We start from the raw sequence: 17,964 nt of genomic DNA, 5'->3' as shown, positions 1-17,964 counted from the left end.
TCTCCGCACAATAAATGACAAGCTGCCTGGTTTCTGCTATGATACTGCTAAAGACAAGGAGGTGGCTGGATTGGCTCTGAAAGTCAAGCGCCAAGATGACCTGGACTCCATGTTCGGTAAGTTTGCACAAATGGATCCCACTGATGTTAAGCGGGATAAGTTTCTGAAACGCCAGGACGCCCACAAGGATAACAAGCGGGCTAAGGGTTTAATCAAGAACGATAAATCCAAGTACGAACGGGAACATCACCAGGACTAGGTAAGTTAAAGGACTCACGGGAGTTTACCCCGTGGGTCCTTTTTATTTACCGATTAGGTTGATAGCCGTGTGGATAACGGGCATTCAGCCGTTTGATATTATCTTGGGCTACTTCATCGAAATCAATGTCAGACCATTGTGCAATCTGACTCAGATACCAGAGGACGTCGCCCATTTCCTTAACGATGGCATCGTGGTCCAAGTCTTGGCCATGGAAGGTATAGTTTTTCACGAGGTCGACGACTTGTCCAGTCTCACCGGCGAGACCTAAGGCACAGTTTGTTAGAACCTGTTCGTTACCATACAACGTTCGATTAGCTGCTTTTTGATAGTCATTAAATTCCATACTATTCGTCCTCCCCAAAGGCTTGTTCTTCGATCCATTGCCAAATTGTGTCTTGGCCAATCTTCTTTGGTGCGGAGAACATCACAATATTATCAGTACTAGGTAAATTCAAGGCTTTCTTAATCTGGCTTACTGTCTGATTCCACTTTCCTCGAGCGATCTTATCACTCTTCGTGGCAACAATCAGCGTCGGCAGACCATAGTAGGCTAACCACTGATACATCTGAACATCGGCTTCAGTTGGCTCGTGACGTGCGTCAACAAGAGAGACGACACCACGTAATTGATCGCGTTGCGTCAAGTAAGTCTCGATCATGTGTCCCCACTTTTCACGCGCAGCCTTTGAAACTTTCGCGTAACCATACCCGGGAACGTCGACGAAATATAACTGATCCTCGACATTATAAAAATTCAGGGTCTGGGTCTTCCCGGGTTGGCTCGACGTCCGAGCGTACGAGCGTCGATTGATCAACACATTGGTCAATGACGATTTCCCTACGTTTGATCGACCGACAAACGCAATCTCAGGGTATCCTGTCGTGGGATACTGGGCGGGATCAACCGCACTCATGACTAATTCTACGTGATTGACTTCCATTGGTTACTGTCATCCTCTCCAAATATCTCTCATCATTCTAACACAGAACGTCGTCCGACTGGGAAAGTTTCTGGCAACGACGATGCCCTCAGACGGGTTAAACCCGTCCCTGACGCGGCTTCCATGACACCATAAAAAAGCGGTCAGCCCGCGGGGACTGATCGCTCACACCACATGACGTGGCTTCTAACCTTATGACGCCTTTTGATCCTTTAATTCAATCTCTGGTTCGGCATGGTCCGTCACCGTCTTGGCAGTAATAATCACTTTGGCAACGTCATCACGACTTGGCAAATCAAACATGATGTCACGCATGACATCTTCGATGATTGACCGCAATCCACGAGCCCCAGTATTACGAGCAATGGCTAACTTCGCCATTTCACGCAAGGCTGCTGGTTGGAATTCCAGTTGAACACCATCGAGTGACAGTAACTTTTCGTACTGTTTAACCAGGGCGTTCTTAGGTTCCGTTAAGATACGAACCAAGTCACTTTCATCAAGCTTTTCGAGCGCTGTCAGGATTGGCAGACGACCAATAAATTCAGGAATCAATCCGAATTGCAAAAGGTCTTCAGGAATAACGTGTTGCATCAAGCTGTCGCCCGAAGCCAAGACCGTCTGTTCCTTACTGTCAGCACCGAAGCCAATCGTCTGATCACCCAAACGACGCTTAACAATACCATCAATGCCATCAAATGCCCCACCAACGATGAACAAAATGTTCGTTGTATCGATTTGAATGAATTCCTGTTGAGGATGCTTACGTCCACCCTGAGGTGGCACATTCGCAATGGTCCCTTCCAAGATCTTCAAAAGAGCCTGTTGGACCCCTTCACCGGAAACATCGCGCGTGATGGAAACATTTTCCGACTTCTTGGCAATCTTATCAATTTCATCAATGTAAATAATTCCCTTTTCGGCCCGTTCCACGTCATAGTCGGCGCTTTGGAGAAGCTTCAATAGGATGTTTTCGACGTCTTCACCCACGTAACCAGCTTCGGTTAATGTCGTGGCGTCGGCAATGGCGAATGGCACATTTAAGATCTTTGCCAGGCTCTGAGCCAGATAAGTCTTCCCAGATCCAGTAGGTCCGATAACCGCGATATTACTCTTCTGCAGTTCGGGACCATCATCTTCAGCCTGAGCCATTTCGTTAACCCGCTTGTAGTGGTTGTAAACCGCTACGGAGAGAGTCCGCTTGGCTTCATTCTGACCGATGACATACTGGTCGAGTGTGTTTACAATATCAGCTGGCGTTGGAACTTCGAGAGTCGTTGCCGCTGTATCTTGGCTAAATTCTTCGTCAATGATTTCCTTACAAAGGTCAATACATTCGTTACAGATGTAAACACCTGGGCCCGCAACGATCTTCTTGACTTGATCCTGTGACTTACCACAAAACGAGCAGGTCACTGGGCCTTCTGTTTCGGTGTTTTCAAACAATCAACTCACCCTTTCTCTCCAGGCTTAAGCCTAAATCAGTTTGCCTACCTTGGTCAGTAAACCTGATGAACTAACCAGAATTCCTATCATTTGGGTACTATACCACAGTTTACGATGATAGAAAATCAATTCGCCTCAGGTGACCCTGCCTTCGGTCTCTAGAGACAAAAACCGGGACAACAATGACTGTCATCCCGGTCAAGACATATACTTACAGACTAATTAGTCCTTGTCGTCGTCTTTCTTCTTGTCTTGCTTAGCAGAGTCGGCAATCAAGTCAACGGCGCTCTTGATGGCGATATCATGCTTTAACATGTCGTCAGACAGAGCGTTACGAACGGCGCTTTCTTCCATACCGTATTGGCTAGCCAAGTCCTTAACTTCAGCAGCAACTTCGTCTTCTGAAGGTTCGATCTTTTCAGCTTCAACGACGGCTTCAAGAACCAAGTTAGTCTTAACCCGCTTTTCAGCACCGTCAGTGAATTGCTTACGCAAGTCATCTTCAGTCGTTCCAGTTAACTGGAAGTACATCTTAGGTTCAATACCTTGTTGTTGCATGTTGGCAAGGTATTGGTCCATTTGACGGTTAACGTCATCCTTCAGCATAGCCTCTGGGACGTCAGCAATTTCAGCGTTGTCAACAGCTTCGCTGATGGCTTCGTCTTCAATTGCATTGTGAGCAGCTGAAGTCTTTTGTTCCTTCAGTTGGTCCTTAGTCTTAGCTTGAAGTTCTTCAAGGCTGTCAACATCTTCGTCAACATCCTTAGCGAATTCATCATCTAATTCTGGTAATTGCTTTTCCTTAACTTCGTGGATAGTAACCTTGAAAGTGGCTTCCTTGTCACGTAAGTCTTCGGCTTGGTAATCCTTAGGGAAGGTTACCTTAACATCAACATCTTCGCCAGCCTTGTGACCAACTAATTGGTCTTCGAAGCCAGGGATGAAGGAGTTAGAACCTAATTCCAGGGAGTAGTTGTCAGCCTTACCACCATCGAATTGTTTGCCATCAACGTAACCGTCGAAGTCAATTACAACAGTGTCGCCCTTAGCAGCGGCTTCATCTTCCTTAAGTACTAATTCAGCTTGTTGTTGACGTTGCTTTTCGATTTCAGCATCGATGTCTTTTTGGTAAACACGGGTGTTTTGCTTAGTTACGCTCAAGCCCTTGTATTCGCCCAACTTAACATCTGGCTTAACCGTAACAACGGCCTTCAGAACCCAAGTTTGACCCTTTTGCATCGATTGTACATCGATTTGTGGTTGGTCCACTGGTTCGATGTTAACTTCTTTGATAGCTTCGTCATAAGCTTCTGGCAAGACGATGTTTAAAGCGTCTTGGTAGAGGGCTTCTTCACCATACATTTGGTTGAAGACCTGACGTGGAACCCGGCCCTTACGGAAACCAGGAATGGATAAGTTCTTCTTAGTCCGTTGGAAAGCTTTGTCCAAGCCTTCGTTAATCTTATCAGGAGCAATTTCAAAGGTTAGTTCGCCTTGATTAGTGCCCTTTTTTTCAAACTTTGCAGCCATTATTTTCCCTCCGAAATGAAGATATTACTATTTACAATTCTATCAATTGCATACTGTATAAGTGTACCTTATGCTACCCAAATTGTAAAATGGTTTTTGTCGAAAGCCCGCAAATGACGGGCGTTCCTTAAACATTTTACCGCAAATTGTAGCTGGCGTCTCGTGAAAACCGGTTTAGGCCGTCACAGATGCCACAATTTATGGTGAAACCGATTACTATCAAATCTTTTTAGAATTTCTCAGGACAACAAAAAAGGTTGAAAAGTCAGACTTTTCAACCTTTTTCAGGATAGAACTAATTAAAATTAGTCGTCAATTTCCGTAACAGTACCGGCACCAACAGTGTGGCCACCTTCACGGACAGTGAACTTAGTACCCTTTTCAATGGCAGCTGGTTGGATCAGTTCAACAGTGAACGTCACGTTATCACCAGGCATAACCATTTCAACGCCATCAGGCAATTCAATAACACCAGTGATATCAGTGGTGTGGAAGTAGAATTGTGGACGGTAGTTTGAGAAGAATGGCGTATGACGGCCACCTTCTTCTTTGCTCAAGATGTAGACTTCACCCTTGAACTTCTTGTGGGTTTGGATCGAGCCTGGCTTTGCCAAAACTTGTCCACGCACAACTTGGTCGCGGTTAACACCACGAAGCAAGGCACCAACGTTATCCCCGGCTTCACCAAGGTCCAACGTCTTACGGAACATTTCAAGACCAGTAACAGTCGTCTTCAATACGTCGTCATGTAAACCAACGATTTCAACTTCGTCACCGACCTTGACCATCCCACGGTCGATACGACCAGAAGCAACAGTCCCACGACCAGTGATCGTGAAGACGTCTTCAACTGGCATCAAGAATGGCTTGTCGTTTTCACGTTCTGGAGTTGGGATGTAATCATCCACAATGTCCATCAAGTGAAGGATAACCTTTTCTTGTTCTTCGTCGCCTTCGAGTGCCTTCAAAGCAGAACCGCGGACAACTGGAATGTCGTCACCAGGGTAATCGTATTCTGAAAGTAACTCACGAACTTCCATTTCAACTAAGTCAACCAATTCGTCATCGTCAACAAGGTCAGTCTTGTTTAAGAAGACAACGATGTAGTCAACACCCACTTGGCGGGCAAGCAAAATGTGTTCACGCGTTTGTGGCATAGGACCATCAGTTGCGGCAACAACCAAGATAGCACCGTCCATTTGGGCAGCACCAGTAATCATGTTCTTGATGTAGTCAGCGTGTCCTGGGGCATCGATATGCGCATAGTGACGCTTTTCAGTTTCATATTCAACGTGAGCAGTGTTGATCGTGATACCACGTTCACGTTCTTCTGGAGCTGCATCGATATCAGCGTAATCTTCGGCCTTTGCTAAACCTTTGCTAGCAAGTACCTTAGTGATTGCAGCAGTTAACGTCGTTTTCCCATGGTCAATATGGCCAATAGTACCAATATTTACATGGGGTTTAGTTCTTTCATAATGTTCTTTTTCAGCCATTAATGAAACCCTCCTGTATTTTATCGCTAAGAACGCTTGACTCTCTCTCGAAAATCAATCACCCTTTGCGTAAAATTATACTACTTCTTTTCAGAAAGGGAAAGCTGGAACCCTCCCAAAAAAGAATCCTTGACTAGTATATATGCTGCAGAATTATTTGTAAACTAAAATCTGCGTGAATTTACGGTTTTTCAGCATTTTCACCGTTAAGTGGCCCAAACAGTTCAGCCATAAAGCGGTTAAGACGCTGCTGCCAAGCGATCATGTCGTTTTTTTCGTCCGCTGTAACCTCTGGTGGTAGATCCTCCCCCGCTACCAGACGAGCCCAACTCGTGGGCTGGGTCACAACCTTATCAATAAACGGATACAGCATCATGAGTTGCAAGGTCACTGTCTGTTGAGCGTTGGCTGCCATCATAGGGTCCCGTTGGCCGAGATCTTCCTGAAAATACGATCGAATTCCCGCAGCAGCCCGACTAGCGTTCACCGGTTGCAGGTCTGCCGTATCGATCGTGTACATCTGCTCATCCAGCCACTGGAGCTTAACTGTTGCCTTGACCCGCAAGCGTAAGAGTTCTTCCAACAACGTTGCACGGATCAGTGGATGAAGAAATGGATCAACCAGCAAATATTGAACACTCTGCATAAATTCTTTGAGTGGCAATTGACGTGCCTGTTCTAGTCGTTGACGCTGTTCACCAAAGGAAACATCCCCTAAATGGGCAAACTGCTTAGCTAGCAACCGTTGCGTCGTCGCCAATGTCGTTCGGGACTCATCCTCTGCCTGAATGATCTGGGACAATCCTTGGTCTCGCCAATCCGCCGCAGCTGATAACGCGCAGAACTCACGAGCGAAGATAAATTGCCGGTTCTTCAAGGCCACAACCAGTCGCAGATTAAAATCGGCTTGTGAAGACAGGTAGGCGGCGTCCATTTCCGCGGCATACTGTTCCGCCCTTAAATATTGCTCATTGTGATAGAGGCTGTCAACCAGCTCACGATTCAATTCTGGTGTCTGTTCTTCGGCGTAGACGGCTTCAAACTGACTCGCTGCTATTGACCAATGTTCCGCCTTAGCAGCTGCCCTGGCCGCTTTTAGAGCCTGCTCTTTGGCCGCCGGACTAGAAAAATCTCCCATCTCGGTTTCCTCCCAATTATTTTTTGTGATCCAAAACGGACCGACGCCTTAGCGGTCTCGGTCCGTCATTTATTTACTTGTTGTCCGTCGTCTCAGCTGGTTTAGCCGCCCGCCGACGCTTACGATTGCGATGTGCCTTGTGATTTGGCTTCTGTGCCTTCGTTGCTGAATCGGATTTCACACTGACCGGAGCCTTCTTAGCCTTTGGCTGCTGCTTAGGCTTAGCGCCGGTCTTCTCCTTGTTTCCACTCCGCCGATGGTGTTGGTTCACTTCCATAATAACTGGTAAGATTACTGGACGACGATGCGTTTGTTCAAAGAGATAGTGACTCAAGTGTTCCCGAACATCTTGTTTTAAGTGGCCCCAATCAAACTCCTTGTTATCCAAGTTGTTTTGAACCGCCTTGCTAATGATGTTGGCACTCTCCTGCATTAAGTCCTTGTTGGCCTTAACGTAGACAAATCCACGCGAGGTAATCTTAGGTTCCGCCACAATCTGTTTCTTCTTACGATCAATTGTCACAACCGCGATGAAGATACCATCATCGGCCAGAACTTTTCGATCACGTAAGACGATATTTCCAATATCACCGACTCCGATCCCATCAATCATGGTATCGCTAACGTCGATACCTTCGCCTAGACCAATCTTGCCGTTGCTATAAGTCAGCACATCCCCCTTGGCCAGGATAAAGATGTGTTCAGCTGGAATTCCCAGCTCCATGGCAGCGTTAGCATGGGCGTTCAGTAACCGGTACTCCCCTTGAATCGGAACCAAATACTTCGGTTTCATCAAGTTCAGCATCAGTTGAAGGTCGCGCTTATAAGCGTGTCCAGAGGAGTTTAAGTCATCAGAAATGGCCTTAACTTCCCCCCCGGCACGATAAATCATATCACGGGTCTGGGCAACTGTCGTGTCCATGGCGTGAGAAGGCGTCGTGGTGATGTAGACCAAATCACCCTCTTGAATATTGAACGTCTTTTCTTGCTTGTTTGCCATACGTTGAATGGCCTTGATAGGCTCACCCATCTTACCCGTTTGGAGCACAACCGTTTCATCAGGCTTCAAGCTACCCAATTGTTCTGGCGTCACCAGCAGGTCGTCATCAAAGGACAACTTGCCGAGCTTCATTGCCGTGTGGACAATTTTTTCCAAATCTTGGCCCGTCAGGCAAACCTTACGACCGGTTTTAGCCGCAGCATCGAAGACTTGTTGAATCCGGAGAATGTTGGAGGCAACACAGGCCACCACAATCCGACCCTCACGGTAGTTAAAGGTTTCTTCAATGTCTTCCGCAATAGTCTGTTCAGAGGCGTTCATAGCCGGATTTTCCGCATTAGCGGAGTCACTCAGCAAGGCTAAAACACCGGCCTGACCGATAGCCCCTAAGCGTGCGTAGTCCGTTTGATAACCTGGCTTGGCCGTCTGGTCAAACTTAAAGTCACCCGTATAGACAATCTGACCTTCATCAGTCTTCAAGACAATTCCCATGGATTCAGGAATTGAATGCGTTGTTGAGAAGAAGGAAACGACAACGTCACCGAAGTCAATCTCAGTCTTTTCGTCAACCACATGAAAATCATCGTAATTCTTAAGTTTGGGTTCAGTTGCGACATCAATTTTGGCCAAAGCCACGGTCATTTCAGAACCGAAGACAGGCACATTGAATTCCGTCAGGAAGTACGGTAACGCCCCGATTGCATCGGCATGGCCGTGAGTTAAGAAGACCGCCACAATACGATCCTTATTCTCCCGTAGGTAATTCCAATCGGGAATCACCACGTCAATTCCTAACAATTCATTTTCGGGGTACTTTAACCCACAATCTAAAATATAAATACTACCGTTAACGTCGACGGCATACATGTTCTTCCCGTTCTCGCGGACACCGCCGAACGGAATAATTTTGATCTTTGCACTCATAAGTTCACCTCAAGTAAGTTTCTCTACTATAATCTAATTTATTTACGATTAACTCGTAATTACTATTTTCATATGGGCCGTTTAGCCCAGATTCGTCCGTGATTAAACTTCTTTCAGTTTACCATACTTTGTGCGATTACAGAACTATGTCGCCAAACCCGATCAAAAAAGGTTCGTTTCCCAATAATTAGGAAACGAACCTCCAAGGCGCATCGAATTAACGACGTAAGCCCAAGCTCTTGATTAATTCACGGTAACGTTGAACATCAGTCTTACGTAAGTAACTGATTAAGTTACGACGGTGACCAATCTTCTTCATCAAACCACGTTGGGAATGGTAATCCTTACGGTGATTTTGCATGTGCACGTTGATTTCGTTGATATCAGCGGTTAAAACGGCAACTTGAACTTCAGTAGAACCAGTGTCGCCTTCGTGACGTGCGTATTGCTTGATAATTTCGTTTTTCTTTGCTTGACTAATAGCCATGGTAAATGTACCACCCTTCAAAATAAGTGCCCAAAACTGAGTAAACCGTCGGTGGCCGGCGAATCAACTAAGTTAAGGGTTTGTGCTTAGCACAGTTACCTATCATACTTAATTGTCGGTTAAATAGCAAGTTTTTTCCGTGCAATGCCTATCAAGTAAAATTACTTTACATTTATCGACACAACCTATTGCAATCAGTCTGTGGATTCTGTATAATTACATACGTTGAAATTAAGATTTCCGGTACAGGATTTCTCATTCGGAGGTGAAATTTTCATGCCAATTATTAAATCAGCAATCGAACGTGCCAAGACCAACGTCAAGGCCAACGAACGTAACGCCGCTCAAATGAGCGCAATGCGGACTGCCGTAAAGCGTTTCGAACAGGCCAAGACGGCCGGTGCCGACAACGTTGAAGACTTATACCGTCAAGCAAGTGCTGCTGTTGACCATGCCGCTTCAAAGGGCTTGATCAAGCGTAACAAGGCTTCCCGTGACAAGTCACGGATGGCTGCACGCCTTGCCAAGTAATCAATTAATCAACCTGATTAGATGATGCAATAAGGGGGTCGACCTTTTGGTCGATCCCCTTTTTTGTGTCCTCTAGGCTGGACGTTGATTGGCGAACTGCGTCATGAACAGTGAAAATAACAGTTCTGGTTCCTCTGTAGTCGATTTCATTTGTTGTTCGACCCGAAACAACCCCAGATAGGCCTGATTGAGATCAGTTAACTGGAAACGCCGCTGGCTTTGCAAAGCTAGTTTTATTCGGTATGGATGCACCTTCAACAGGCTCGCCAGTTTGCCTTGACTGTATCCCTGCTTGGCCAAGACCTTCGATTGAATCAACAATCGAAATTGCCCTTGTAGAATAGCATTGATTTTTAAAGGTTCCTCTTTAGCTAGAATCAATTCCCGATATAACGTGACGGCACCTGCAGTATCCCTTGCTAAAACTTTATTGACCAGGTCAAAGACATTTTGCGTTAGCGTCTGCGTCACCAAGCCATTCACCGCATCAATGGTAATTGTCTTCGCCGGCACAGTGAACAACTCCAATTTAGGGAGTTCACTCATCATGAGTGTCAAATCAGCATCAGTCCGTTGAATCAACTCTTGCAACGCCTGGGGATCAATCGTATAGCCATCTTGCTTCACCTGATCCGTCACAAATTTCTGAACATCCCGTTCAGTAAAATGACCAATATCAGCGGTCACCGCCACTTTTTTCAAGAGTTTTGAAACTTTCTTACGACCATCCAGTTTGTCATAAGGGGCGAAGAAAACTAACACTGTACTCTCCATTGGTGATGAGAGATAGGTTTGCAAGCTATCCAAATCATGCTCCACCTTCTGTTTTTTTGTCTCTCCCGTTAAAAAGGCAGGACTGTCGATACACACGACTCGACGTTCGCCAAAAAACGGTGCCGCCATGGCATCGTCCAACGCAACAGCCAGTGGTACCGTGTCCATATCGTAGCTGGCAAAGTTCATGGTTTGCTCCCCAGCTGGAACAACCGCGCGAAAAGCACGTTTCAGCCGCCGCTGCAAGTAATCCCCCTGACCCAGGACCAAGTAAACCGGTGCGAGATCTTTTCCCGTATGTAATTTATTTAAGAGTTCGTTAATCGTCAAAACCTTAGTCCCCTTTTAATTTAGTCTGCCATTCCCCATATTGTCCCGCAAAGACGTAGCGAATCATCCCACTCGTCTGCGTACTCACTGTCGGTATCTGGTCGGCTCTCAGCCGCGCCAGGGTCTCCTGATTAGGGTGTCCGTAGCGATTATGACGGCCTGCTGAGATAATCCCCCAGCGTGGCCTGACTTGATGTAGGAACGCAACACTGCTCGCCGTTTTGCTCCCGTGATGTCCTAATTTTAACACGTCCGTTCTTAATTGCGGATCGACTTCTAACATTTTTTGTTCACCGGCCTGGTCGAGGTCCCCCATAAATAGAAAATTCAAACCGCCATATTGCCCCTGTAAGGCCAAAGAATTGCTATTTTCGGCCGGTGCCGCCTCGAATGGATGCCGAACAGTTAAGGGCAGCTCACTTGTCGTTTTGATTGGAATCAGCTCTGTCGTGCCCTGACGATTGGCCAACAAATGTTGCCAGGCTGGTTCCTGTTCCATCCCCGCCGGTACCAATAACCGTTTAACACGAAAAGCCTTGAGCACTGCTGGTAAGTCTCCAATATGGTCGGCGTCGTGATGTGTCAGGTACAGGTCATCAATAGTCGTAATTCCCCGACTTCGAAGATAGGTCACACTGGTTCTATCGGCGGCGTAGGTTACCGGAACTTTGGGAACCCAACGCGGTTGCTGAAAACCCAGGTGACCACCAGTATCAATCATCGAAACATGCCGATTAAAGCGTTCACGAACTAAGATACTATCTCCTTGACCGACGTCAAAGTAGGCAACCTCGCCATGCCATGGTAAATGAATCGCCCCGTACATCAAGACATAACTTATCATCAACAACCGCAAGAGCCTTCGTCGCTGACTCATGGCACAACTGAACACGCTACCCGCTAACCAAATCCACAACCAGCACACCCACCACCAAGGTTTTCCAAAAACAAGATTACCAGGTAACGTCCCCAGCCAAGTCATCGTCTGGTCGAACCACCCTAACAGGGTCGCACACCCGAGGCTCACCTCGGGTACCCAAGGAAAAATGACTGTGCCAACAACGGTCAATGGCAGTAATAGGATCGAAAATAAGGGAACGACGATCCAATTTGCCAGTAGCGTTAGGAGATGCCATTGAAACAAACCGTTAAGTAGACTCGGTAGACTGACCAGGGCCAGACCGACCTGCCGCCAAACAAACGACTCTTGTTCCAGTAGAATCAAGACCAACGACAGACCAAAGCTCAATTGGCTTCCCAACTCGAATAGCAGACCCATATTACCAACTAACGCCGCCATCAGGGCCAGAGACCATGCATCCAGTCCGCTAATCCGTAAGCCCAACTGTCGGCCCGACAACTGCAAACCACGCATGAGGCTGGCCCGCAGAATACTTCCACCACCGCCAGCCAAAATAAAGTAACCAGGGAGACCGACAATCATCCCTCGCTCCCAGAGATTTCTGGGCAGGCGACAATGGACGCAGAGCCATTCCACCACTAATAAAACGAGTGAAACATGCAATCCAGAGATCGAGAACAAATGCAGTAACCCCAATCGCTGCATCCCTTCAAGCTCCTGGGTCGCTTCTAACGCGCGATAACCTGGAAAGAGGCCCAAAGCATAGACCTTAAGTGCCCCCGGAAGCCGTTGACAGGCCTGGATTAGGTGAGCTCGTAGACCATGCCACCAGTCAGGCCACCATGTTAACGGGCCCGTTGTGGCCACTAACGACGTCACTTGGGAAATTCTCACTTGCTTCATAATGCCTCGCCGCGACCAATAGGCTGCCCCATCGAATTGACTAAAGTTGGTTGCTGGTAAAATTCCAGATTCCGTTCCCTGAACGCGCCAAGATTGAACCTGAGTGACAGTTTGAAGACGGTGAAGTTCTGCGGCGGAGCCAATTCGACCGTGAAAAATTGACCGTTCACCCGTGGATACGACTTGCCCTACAAAAGAATAGGTGGCACCGCGAATACTTAGGGCATCTGGTTGGAAGCGAACAGTAAGACCCACTGATCTCTCCGTAAAAGGTGAGACCCGTCTTCCGGCTAACTGGCGTTGACGACCCCACCACACACCACCAATGACGACGAAGACGATCCCCGTTATTACCAATGTTTGGGCCGAGCGTAGGGCTAAGACCCGACCCCAGGCCAACAGGATCAATATCACCCCGGCCCACGGATGACCACCCCACGCCACACTCAGTGCAGCCAGCGGTAACGCCACAAACAACCAACGACCACCCATCGCTACTCTGTGGGATGTTGATCCACCAGTTGACTCAATAAAGCTGGATCAACCGTCACTTGGTTTAAATCGACGTGTTTCATCGCAATGAGTTCCCGCGCATAATCACTGTTGTGATAATTCCGCATGTACGTAATCTTTTTAATTCCCGCTTGGAGTAGCATCTTTGTACATTGGAGACAAGGAAAATCCGTCACATAAATCTCAGCACCATCGGTGGCCTCACCAAACTTAGCACACTGTAAAATGGCATTCATTTCAGCATGAATGGTTCGCACACAGTGACCGTCGACCAGCTTGCAACCCACATCGAGGCAGTGACTGTCGCCGGAAACCGATCCGTTATACCCAGCTGCTATCAGTCGCTTATCCCGGACAATCGTCGCACCCACTGACAGCCGATTACAGGTGCTACGAGTCGAAATCACCAAGGCCTGTAACATGAAATAATCATCCCAAGAAATTCGTTCACTTGCCATCAGAAATCCCTCTTTCTCATTTGTTTGATTTAGTATATCACGTCGTCAATTGGTCCTGCAGCTTAGCCACCGTTTTGTCTCCAAAACCAGAAACTTGAGCCAAGTCCTTCACCGACTTAAAGGAACCATGTTCCTCGCGATACGCCACGATCTTCTGCGCTTTCTTCTCACCAATACCTGTTAACTGTTGCAAATCCGCCACAGTCGCCGTATTGAGGTTGACCACAGTTGTGGGGCCACTGCTCCCCTGAGTCCCGGAAGCTTCCCCCGCGGCCATCCCACTCGTAGCTACTTGCGGCACTTTTTCTCCCTTCAGTGGAATATAAAGCTTCTGTTGATCGGTCAGACGAGTCGCTAGGTTAATCTGTTGTCGATCGGCCCGAGGCGCTAACCCACCGGCCGTTTGAATAGCATCTGCGACCCGCATTTCCGCAGTGAATTGGTAAAGTCCGGGCTTACGAACCGCGCCTTGAACGTCTACAAAAACCCGAGTGTCATGACTGCTGGACACACGACTTTCGACCCCCGCGACAGCCTTATGACTTCCAGACTCACTTATAGCTTGTGTTGCGGGTGGAATCTTCGCGGGTAAAGTTGCCGTTGGCGTCCGATGCAATAATCCCCATCCGACCAGTAACACAACCGTCACGGCTAAACACCCTGCCATTGCCACCCGAGTCCGCATACGCAGTTCCTGCCACCACATCATTACTTGTTCCATCTCTCTGCCCCCTTTACCGGTTAATTCCGTAAAAAGAAGCAGATAATTTCTTACAGCAAAAAAGTTTCACTCATTTCGAGTGAAACTTCACTAAATTCTACGAATGCGTTTTAAGATATTTCAAAGCATCATCAAAGGTCTGGACTGGCACCACTTTCATATTCGGTGCATATTTTTTGGCAGTTGCCTTCGCTAATTGATAGTTCGTCATATGATGTTCTTCATATTTGAGGAGCAACTTAGAAGGCTTGACGTATGGCGCAAAGAAAACTGTTGCTCCGGCTCGCTTAGCCGTCACAATCTTCTTATCAATCCCACCAATCTCACCAACATTACCATTGGCATCAATGGTCCCAGTCCCCGCGATGTTCTGACCATGACGCAGATTCTGCCCCATCAACTGGGTATAGATCTGCAAACTAAACATTAGACCACCAGAAGGTCCCCCGATGTTTCCAGGATCGACTGTCACCTTGGGATTCGGCTTCACTTTAACATTGTCCGTCAGTGTGATACCAATTCCGGCCTTCTTGGTTGGCAACGCCATCAGCTTAGCGGTCGCCTCACGAGACTTGCCCTGACGTTCATAGGTAATCGTCGCACGCTGGCCGACTCGTTGTTTCTGAATGTAATGTTGATAACCCGTCATCGAATCAAAGTGCCGACCATTAACCTTGGTTACTGTATCACCGACCTTGATCTTCCCTGCAAATGGAGAATTCTTCGCGATACTGAGTACATAGATTCCTAAGTACTGGCGCGTCACCGGTTTCTTTGCTGCGCGATAAGCCGTGTAAATTGACTCATTAATCGCACTTTGCATGTAGAAGTCCTGAACACGGTCATAGGTAGCGTTATCTTGTCCCCCAGTCACGTCAGCGACGTCTTCAATACTGTAATATGGATTAAATTTAGCATAGACATAAGACACCGGCCGAGCTTGCGCCACCGCAACGGCGGTAATCATATACTTTCCCTGGTTCTTATCGGGATGACCAGGCATCTTCACGAAACTCTTGAGATCATCCGCTTCGCCGGGCCCCTCGATATACTTTGGGAGTGGGAGGAAGAAGAACGCCAACACCAAAATCGCAATGACCGCAGTTAAAATCACCTGACGCCACTGTTTACGCGTTAATTTGAACATACTCAGCCACGCTCCAATCGGTCACGGAGCCCCTGTGCAACTGCGGGCGGTACTAAAGCGGACAGGTCACCTCCAAATTGGGCGACCTCCTTTAAAAGGCTAGAGGATACGAATTGATATTGGGGATCGGCATTCAAAAAGACCGTTTCGATCTCGGGGGCCAGCGAACGGTTCATGCCCGCAATCCCTTGTTCAAATTCAAAGTCTGTACTATTCCGCAGACCACGAATCAAAACTGTGGCTTGATTATCGCGCAAAAAATCCACAGTTAACCCACTCTCAATTTGTACACTGACATTAGCCAAGTTCTGCGTACTCGTCGTGATAAAAGCCACTCGTTCTGCCGGCGTGAACACCCCACGTTTGGCAGTGTTTTGCCCCACGGCAACGATCACGTGGTCAAAAATCTTACTGGCTCGGGTAATCAGATCCAAGTGACCATTTGTCAATGGATCAAAACTCCCTGGAAAAACAGCGGTCGTCATTAGACTTCACTTCCTAAAGCATAAATTGTCAGTTCAGTAATGCCGTAGTCTCGCCGTTCGATAAACACATAGCCTGGAACATCATCCGGTAATTTTGCCTTTTGATCGGTTTCACAGACAATTCGTGCGTGCGGCTTTAGCAGATTCAAATCTCGCAACGTGGCCATCTGTTCTACAATCTTCTGTTGGGCATAAGGCGGATCAAAATAAACCAGATTAAACTGATCGCCCCGTGTTGCCAATTCTTTCAGTGCCCGATTGGCATCTCGTTTGATGATATCAAACTTTTCGGGTGCCTTGGTCACCGCGACATTATCACGAATGGTTTGAATCGCTGCATATTGGCGATCAATCAGGACAGCCTCCTCAATACCACGAGAGACACCTTCGATACTCAACCCGCCAGATCCAGCGAACAGATCCAAACTCCTGCCACCATCAAAATACGGTCCAATAATATTGAATAAGGCTTCCTTTACCTTATCTGTGGTGGGACGGGTTGCCATCCCAGGAACGGCCTTCAATCTTCGGCCACCAAATTCACCTGCTACGATTCTCATTGGTCATCATCCTTTGCTCCAGGCGTCGCCACTTCTTCAGCAACCCCATTGAATGTCTCATTAATTTCTGGGCGGTGTGAGGCCACCACGCGTTTGACAAAACGCAAGTGACTGAGTTGATCGGTCAAAGACGCCACTTGGTCTCGATTGACATATAGCACGACATACCGCATCTTCTTAGAAACATACATCACGGTACCGTAACGCTTTAACTGACGCGTCTGTTTTAAACTATACGTATAAACAATTAAGCTCTGCCGTGGCTGAATTTCAAATGCCATAATTAATCCTCCTTTGTGCTATCAGGCTTGCCGTTCTCTATTCTGACGGGCACTAATGTTCAGAACAACTCCCAACACTAATGCCAGCGTCCAGGTACTCGACCCCCCATAACTAATGAAGGGGAAAGTTACCCCGGTAATTGGCAACATCCCCAGAACCCCACCTAGATTAAAGAGGGTCTGAATGGTTAAATAAGTTGCCGATCCATAACACACCAAGGTCTGATAAGCCGAGTGACTCCGAATACCTACTAATACCGTCCGAATAATAATCGTGAATAACAGGGCAATCACGACAAGTGCCGTCACTAACCCCAACTCTTCGGCCACAATCGCCATGATAAAATCAGTATTGGGCTCGGGGAGATACCCGGTCTTTTGGATACTGTTCCCCCAACCCACGCCAAAGATTCCCCCATTGCTCAGGGCATAGTAAGAATTAACCAGTTGTTGTCCAACCGTTTGCGCATGTTCAAATGGATTGATGAAAGCCACGATTCGTTGCAATTTATAGGAACTTTTCGCCCAACTTTCAGAAAGCTTAATGAGAATTGGAAAAATAACCCCCGCAATCGCCACAAAAGAAAGCCAGAAGTAGAAGACAGCCCGTCGATAGTTAAACCCACTTGCCAGGCACATAATCAACATAATTGCAGCATTAATCGCAGCCCCCCCCATATCAGGTTGGACAAAAATTAAAGTCACAATGATACAACAGATCAGCACAGGCCGCCACATAGGGACCCACCAATTTTCCACCTGTAATTCATCCTGTCGATGATCAATGGTATTGGCCAACCAGATAATCACGTAAAACTTCACAAACTCAGCGGGTTGGATACTGATGGGCCCCAAATGAAACCAACCGGCCGCTCCGTTAATCGTCTGACCCATCGCAATCAATAAAAATAACGATCCAAAGGCCAGGTAACCAGCCCATTTGAGAACCGATCGATTTCGGAGCTTATTGATATTTAATGAAAGCATGAAGGCTACGATTAAGAGACCCATAAACACGTAGATAGCCTGCTTAATCAAATAACTAGCGGGACTTCCCCCATTCTGTGAGCCAATGTCTGCACTGGCTGAGTACACCATCACAATTCCAAAAAGACTAAGAATAAGATAGGGGACCACGATGAAATAATCTAAATATTTTAACTTTCGCATACCTT

At 47.2% G+C, this 17,964-nt stretch carries 19 protein-coding genes; 2 read left to right on the top strand and 17 right to left on the bottom strand.

The annotated features are described in order from the left end of the window. Nucleotides 1–70: 70 nt before the first annotated feature. Nucleotides 71–259, top strand: a complete 189-nt coding sequence (locus EKM71_RS00740; RefSeq protein ID WP_057877542.1) for an SPJ_0845 family protein — start codon at nucleotides 71–73, stop codon at nucleotides 257–259. Nucleotides 260–305: 46 nt separating this feature from the next. Here the strand turns inward: EKM71_RS00740 and EKM71_RS00735 are convergent, their stop codons facing one another. The 8 genes from EKM71_RS00735 to rpsO form a co-directional block, all read right to left on the bottom strand. Next, nucleotides 306–605, bottom strand: coding sequence for a nucleoside triphosphate pyrophosphohydrolase family protein (locus EKM71_RS00735; RefSeq protein ID WP_125547402.1), 300 nt, complete (start codon nucleotides 603–605; stop codon nucleotides 306–308). Between the two features lies 1 nt (nucleotide 606). After that, nucleotides 607–1,203, bottom strand: coding sequence for a ribosome biogenesis GTP-binding protein YihA/YsxC (gene yihA, locus EKM71_RS00730; RefSeq protein ID WP_125572776.1), 597 nt, complete (start codon nucleotides 1,201–1,203; stop codon nucleotides 607–609). A gap of 192 nt (nucleotides 1,204–1,395) precedes the next feature. Further along, nucleotides 1,396–2,649 (bottom strand): ATP-dependent Clp protease ATP-binding subunit ClpX, encoded by a 1,254-nt coding sequence (clpX, locus tag EKM71_RS00725; RefSeq protein ID WP_125572775.1) that lies wholly within the window; start codon nucleotides 2,647–2,649, stop codon nucleotides 1,396–1,398. Nucleotides 2,650–2,871: 222 nt separating this feature from the next. Further along, nucleotides 2,872–4,179: a trigger factor gene (tig, locus tag EKM71_RS00720; RefSeq protein WP_125572774.1), complete on the bottom strand. Its 1,308-nt coding sequence runs from the start codon at nucleotides 4,177–4,179 to the stop codon at nucleotides 2,872–2,874. 305 nt (nucleotides 4,180–4,484) lie between these two features. Continuing rightward, nucleotides 4,485–5,675 carry an elongation factor Tu gene (tuf, locus tag EKM71_RS00715; protein ID WP_125572773.1) on the bottom strand — a complete coding sequence of 397 codons (1,191 nt, stop codon included), beginning with the start codon at nucleotides 5,673–5,675 and terminating at the stop codon, nucleotides 4,485–4,487. Between the two features lie 181 nt (nucleotides 5,676–5,856). Further along, nucleotides 5,857–6,813, bottom strand: coding sequence for a hypothetical protein (locus EKM71_RS00710; protein WP_125572772.1), 957 nt, complete (start codon nucleotides 6,811–6,813; stop codon nucleotides 5,857–5,859). 73 nt (nucleotides 6,814–6,886) lie between these two features. Next, nucleotides 6,887–8,737, bottom strand: coding sequence for a ribonuclease J (locus EKM71_RS00705; protein WP_125572771.1), 1,851 nt, complete (start codon nucleotides 8,735–8,737; stop codon nucleotides 6,887–6,889). 217 nt (nucleotides 8,738–8,954) lie between these two features. After that, nucleotides 8,955–9,224 (bottom strand): 30S ribosomal protein S15, encoded by a 270-nt coding sequence (gene rpsO, locus EKM71_RS00700; RefSeq protein WP_125547388.1) that lies wholly within the window; start codon nucleotides 9,222–9,224, stop codon nucleotides 8,955–8,957. Between the two features lie 276 nt (nucleotides 9,225–9,500). Here rpsO and rpsT point away from each other — a divergent pair, with 276 nt between their 5' ends. Continuing rightward, nucleotides 9,501–9,755 carry a 30S ribosomal protein S20 gene (gene rpsT, locus EKM71_RS00695; protein WP_057877533.1) on the top strand — a complete coding sequence of 85 codons (255 nt, stop codon included), beginning with the start codon at nucleotides 9,501–9,503 and terminating at the stop codon, nucleotides 9,753–9,755. Nucleotides 9,756–9,827: 72 nt separating this feature from the next. Here rpsT and holA read toward each other — a convergent pair whose 3' ends face one another. From holA to EKM71_RS00650, 9 genes are all read right to left on the bottom strand, one after another. After that, nucleotides 9,828–10,859: a DNA polymerase III subunit delta gene (gene holA / locus EKM71_RS00690; protein WP_125572770.1), complete on the bottom strand. Its 1,032-nt coding sequence runs from the start codon at nucleotides 10,857–10,859 to the stop codon at nucleotides 9,828–9,830. A gap of 4 nt (nucleotides 10,860–10,863) precedes the next feature. After that, complete coding sequence (locus EKM71_RS00685) at nucleotides 10,864–13,095, bottom strand: DNA internalization-related competence protein ComEC/Rec2 (RefSeq protein ID WP_225417970.1); 2,232 nt, start codon at nucleotides 13,093–13,095, stop codon at nucleotides 10,864–10,866. A 23-nt stretch (nucleotides 13,096–13,118) separates the two neighbouring features. Next, on the bottom strand, nucleotides 13,119–13,595 hold the full coding sequence (locus EKM71_RS00680; RefSeq protein ID WP_125572768.1) for a ComE operon protein 2: 477 nt from the start codon (nucleotides 13,593–13,595) through the stop codon (nucleotides 13,119–13,121). Between the two features lie 37 nt (nucleotides 13,596–13,632). Then, nucleotides 13,633–14,316, bottom strand: coding sequence for a helix-hairpin-helix domain-containing protein (locus EKM71_RS00675; RefSeq protein ID WP_225417966.1), 684 nt, complete (start codon nucleotides 14,314–14,316; stop codon nucleotides 13,633–13,635). A gap of 97 nt (nucleotides 14,317–14,413) precedes the next feature. Next, nucleotides 14,414–15,463 (bottom strand): SepM family pheromone-processing serine protease, encoded by a 1,050-nt coding sequence (locus tag EKM71_RS00670; RefSeq protein ID WP_125572767.1) that lies wholly within the window; start codon nucleotides 15,461–15,463, stop codon nucleotides 14,414–14,416. 2 nt (nucleotides 15,464–15,465) lie between these two features. Next, nucleotides 15,466–15,948, bottom strand: coding sequence for a pantetheine-phosphate adenylyltransferase (coaD, locus tag EKM71_RS00665; RefSeq protein WP_125572766.1), 483 nt, complete (start codon nucleotides 15,946–15,948; stop codon nucleotides 15,466–15,468). Then, nucleotides 15,948–16,508 carry a 16S rRNA (guanine(966)-N(2))-methyltransferase RsmD gene (rsmD, locus tag EKM71_RS00660; RefSeq protein ID WP_125572765.1) on the bottom strand — a complete coding sequence of 187 codons (561 nt, stop codon included), beginning with the start codon at nucleotides 16,506–16,508 and terminating at the stop codon, nucleotides 15,948–15,950. Before rsmD ends, coaD begins: the two co-directional genes overlap by 1 nt. After that, a complete protein-coding gene (locus tag EKM71_RS00655) occupies nucleotides 16,505–16,789 on the bottom strand; it encodes a YlbG family protein (RefSeq protein ID WP_125572764.1) in 285 nt (94 codons plus the stop codon). Before EKM71_RS00655 ends, rsmD begins: the two co-directional genes overlap by 4 nt. Nucleotides 16,790–16,810: 21 nt before the next feature. Further along, a complete protein-coding gene (locus EKM71_RS00650) occupies nucleotides 16,811–17,959 on the bottom strand; it encodes an FtsW/RodA/SpoVE family cell cycle protein (RefSeq protein ID WP_125572763.1) in 1,149 nt (382 codons plus the stop codon). Between the last annotated feature and the right edge of the window lie 5 nt (nucleotides 17,960–17,964).

It is taken from the genome of Levilactobacillus huananensis, assembly GCF_003946145.1.
Lineage (GTDB): Bacteria > Bacillota > Bacilli > Lactobacillales > Lactobacillaceae > Levilactobacillus > Levilactobacillus huananensis.
This window is presented reverse-complemented; position numbering and strand designations above follow the sequence as displayed.

Excerpts from the sequence above, each read along its gene's own strand:
- rpsT (WP_057877533.1), top strand. The coding sequence starts at position 9,501 with ATGCCAATTATTAAATCAGCAATCGAACGTGCCAAGACCAACGTCAAG.
- rpsO (WP_125547388.1), bottom strand. The coding sequence starts at position 9,224 with ATGGCTATTAGTCAAGCAAAGAAAAACGAAATTATCAAGCAATACGCA.
- EKM71_RS00735 (WP_125547402.1), bottom strand. The coding sequence starts at position 605 with ATGGAATTTAATGACTATCAAAAAGCAGCTAATCGAACGTTGTATGGT.
- EKM71_RS00705 (WP_125572771.1), bottom strand. The coding sequence starts at position 8,737 with ATGAGTGCAAAGATCAAAATTATTCCGTTCGGCGGTGTCCGCGAGAAC.
- EKM71_RS00680 (WP_125572768.1), bottom strand. The coding sequence starts at position 13,595 with ATGGCAAGTGAACGAATTTCTTGGGATGATTATTTCATGTTACAGGCC.
- coaD (WP_125572766.1), bottom strand. The coding sequence starts at position 15,948 with ATGACGACCGCTGTTTTTCCAGGGAGTTTTGATCCATTGACAAATGGT.
- rsmD (WP_125572765.1), bottom strand. The coding sequence starts at position 16,508 with ATGAGAATCGTAGCAGGTGAATTTGGTGGCCGAAGATTGAAGGCCGTT.
- tig (WP_125572774.1), bottom strand. The coding sequence starts at position 4,179 with ATGGCTGCAAAGTTTGAAAAAAAGGGCACTAATCAAGGCGAACTAACC.
- EKM71_RS00650 (WP_125572763.1), bottom strand. The coding sequence starts at position 17,959 with ATGCGAAAGTTAAAATATTTAGATTATTTCATCGTGGTCCCCTATCTT.
- EKM71_RS00675 (WP_225417966.1), bottom strand. The coding sequence starts at position 14,316 with ATGGAACAAGTAATGATGTGGTGGCAGGAACTGCGTATGCGGACTCGG.
- tuf (WP_125572773.1), bottom strand. The coding sequence starts at position 5,675 with ATGGCTGAAAAAGAACATTATGAAAGAACTAAACCCCATGTAAATATT.
- EKM71_RS00670 (WP_125572767.1), bottom strand. The coding sequence starts at position 15,463 with ATGTTCAAATTAACGCGTAAACAGTGGCGTCAGGTGATTTTAACTGCG.
- EKM71_RS00710 (WP_125572772.1), bottom strand. The coding sequence starts at position 6,813 with ATGGGAGATTTTTCTAGTCCGGCGGCCAAAGAGCAGGCTCTAAAAGCG.
- EKM71_RS00655 (WP_125572764.1), bottom strand. The coding sequence starts at position 16,789 with ATGGCATTTGAAATTCAGCCACGGCAGAGCTTAATTGTTTATACGTAT.
- yihA (WP_125572776.1), bottom strand. The coding sequence starts at position 1,203 with ATGGAAGTCAATCACGTAGAATTAGTCATGAGTGCGGTTGATCCCGCC.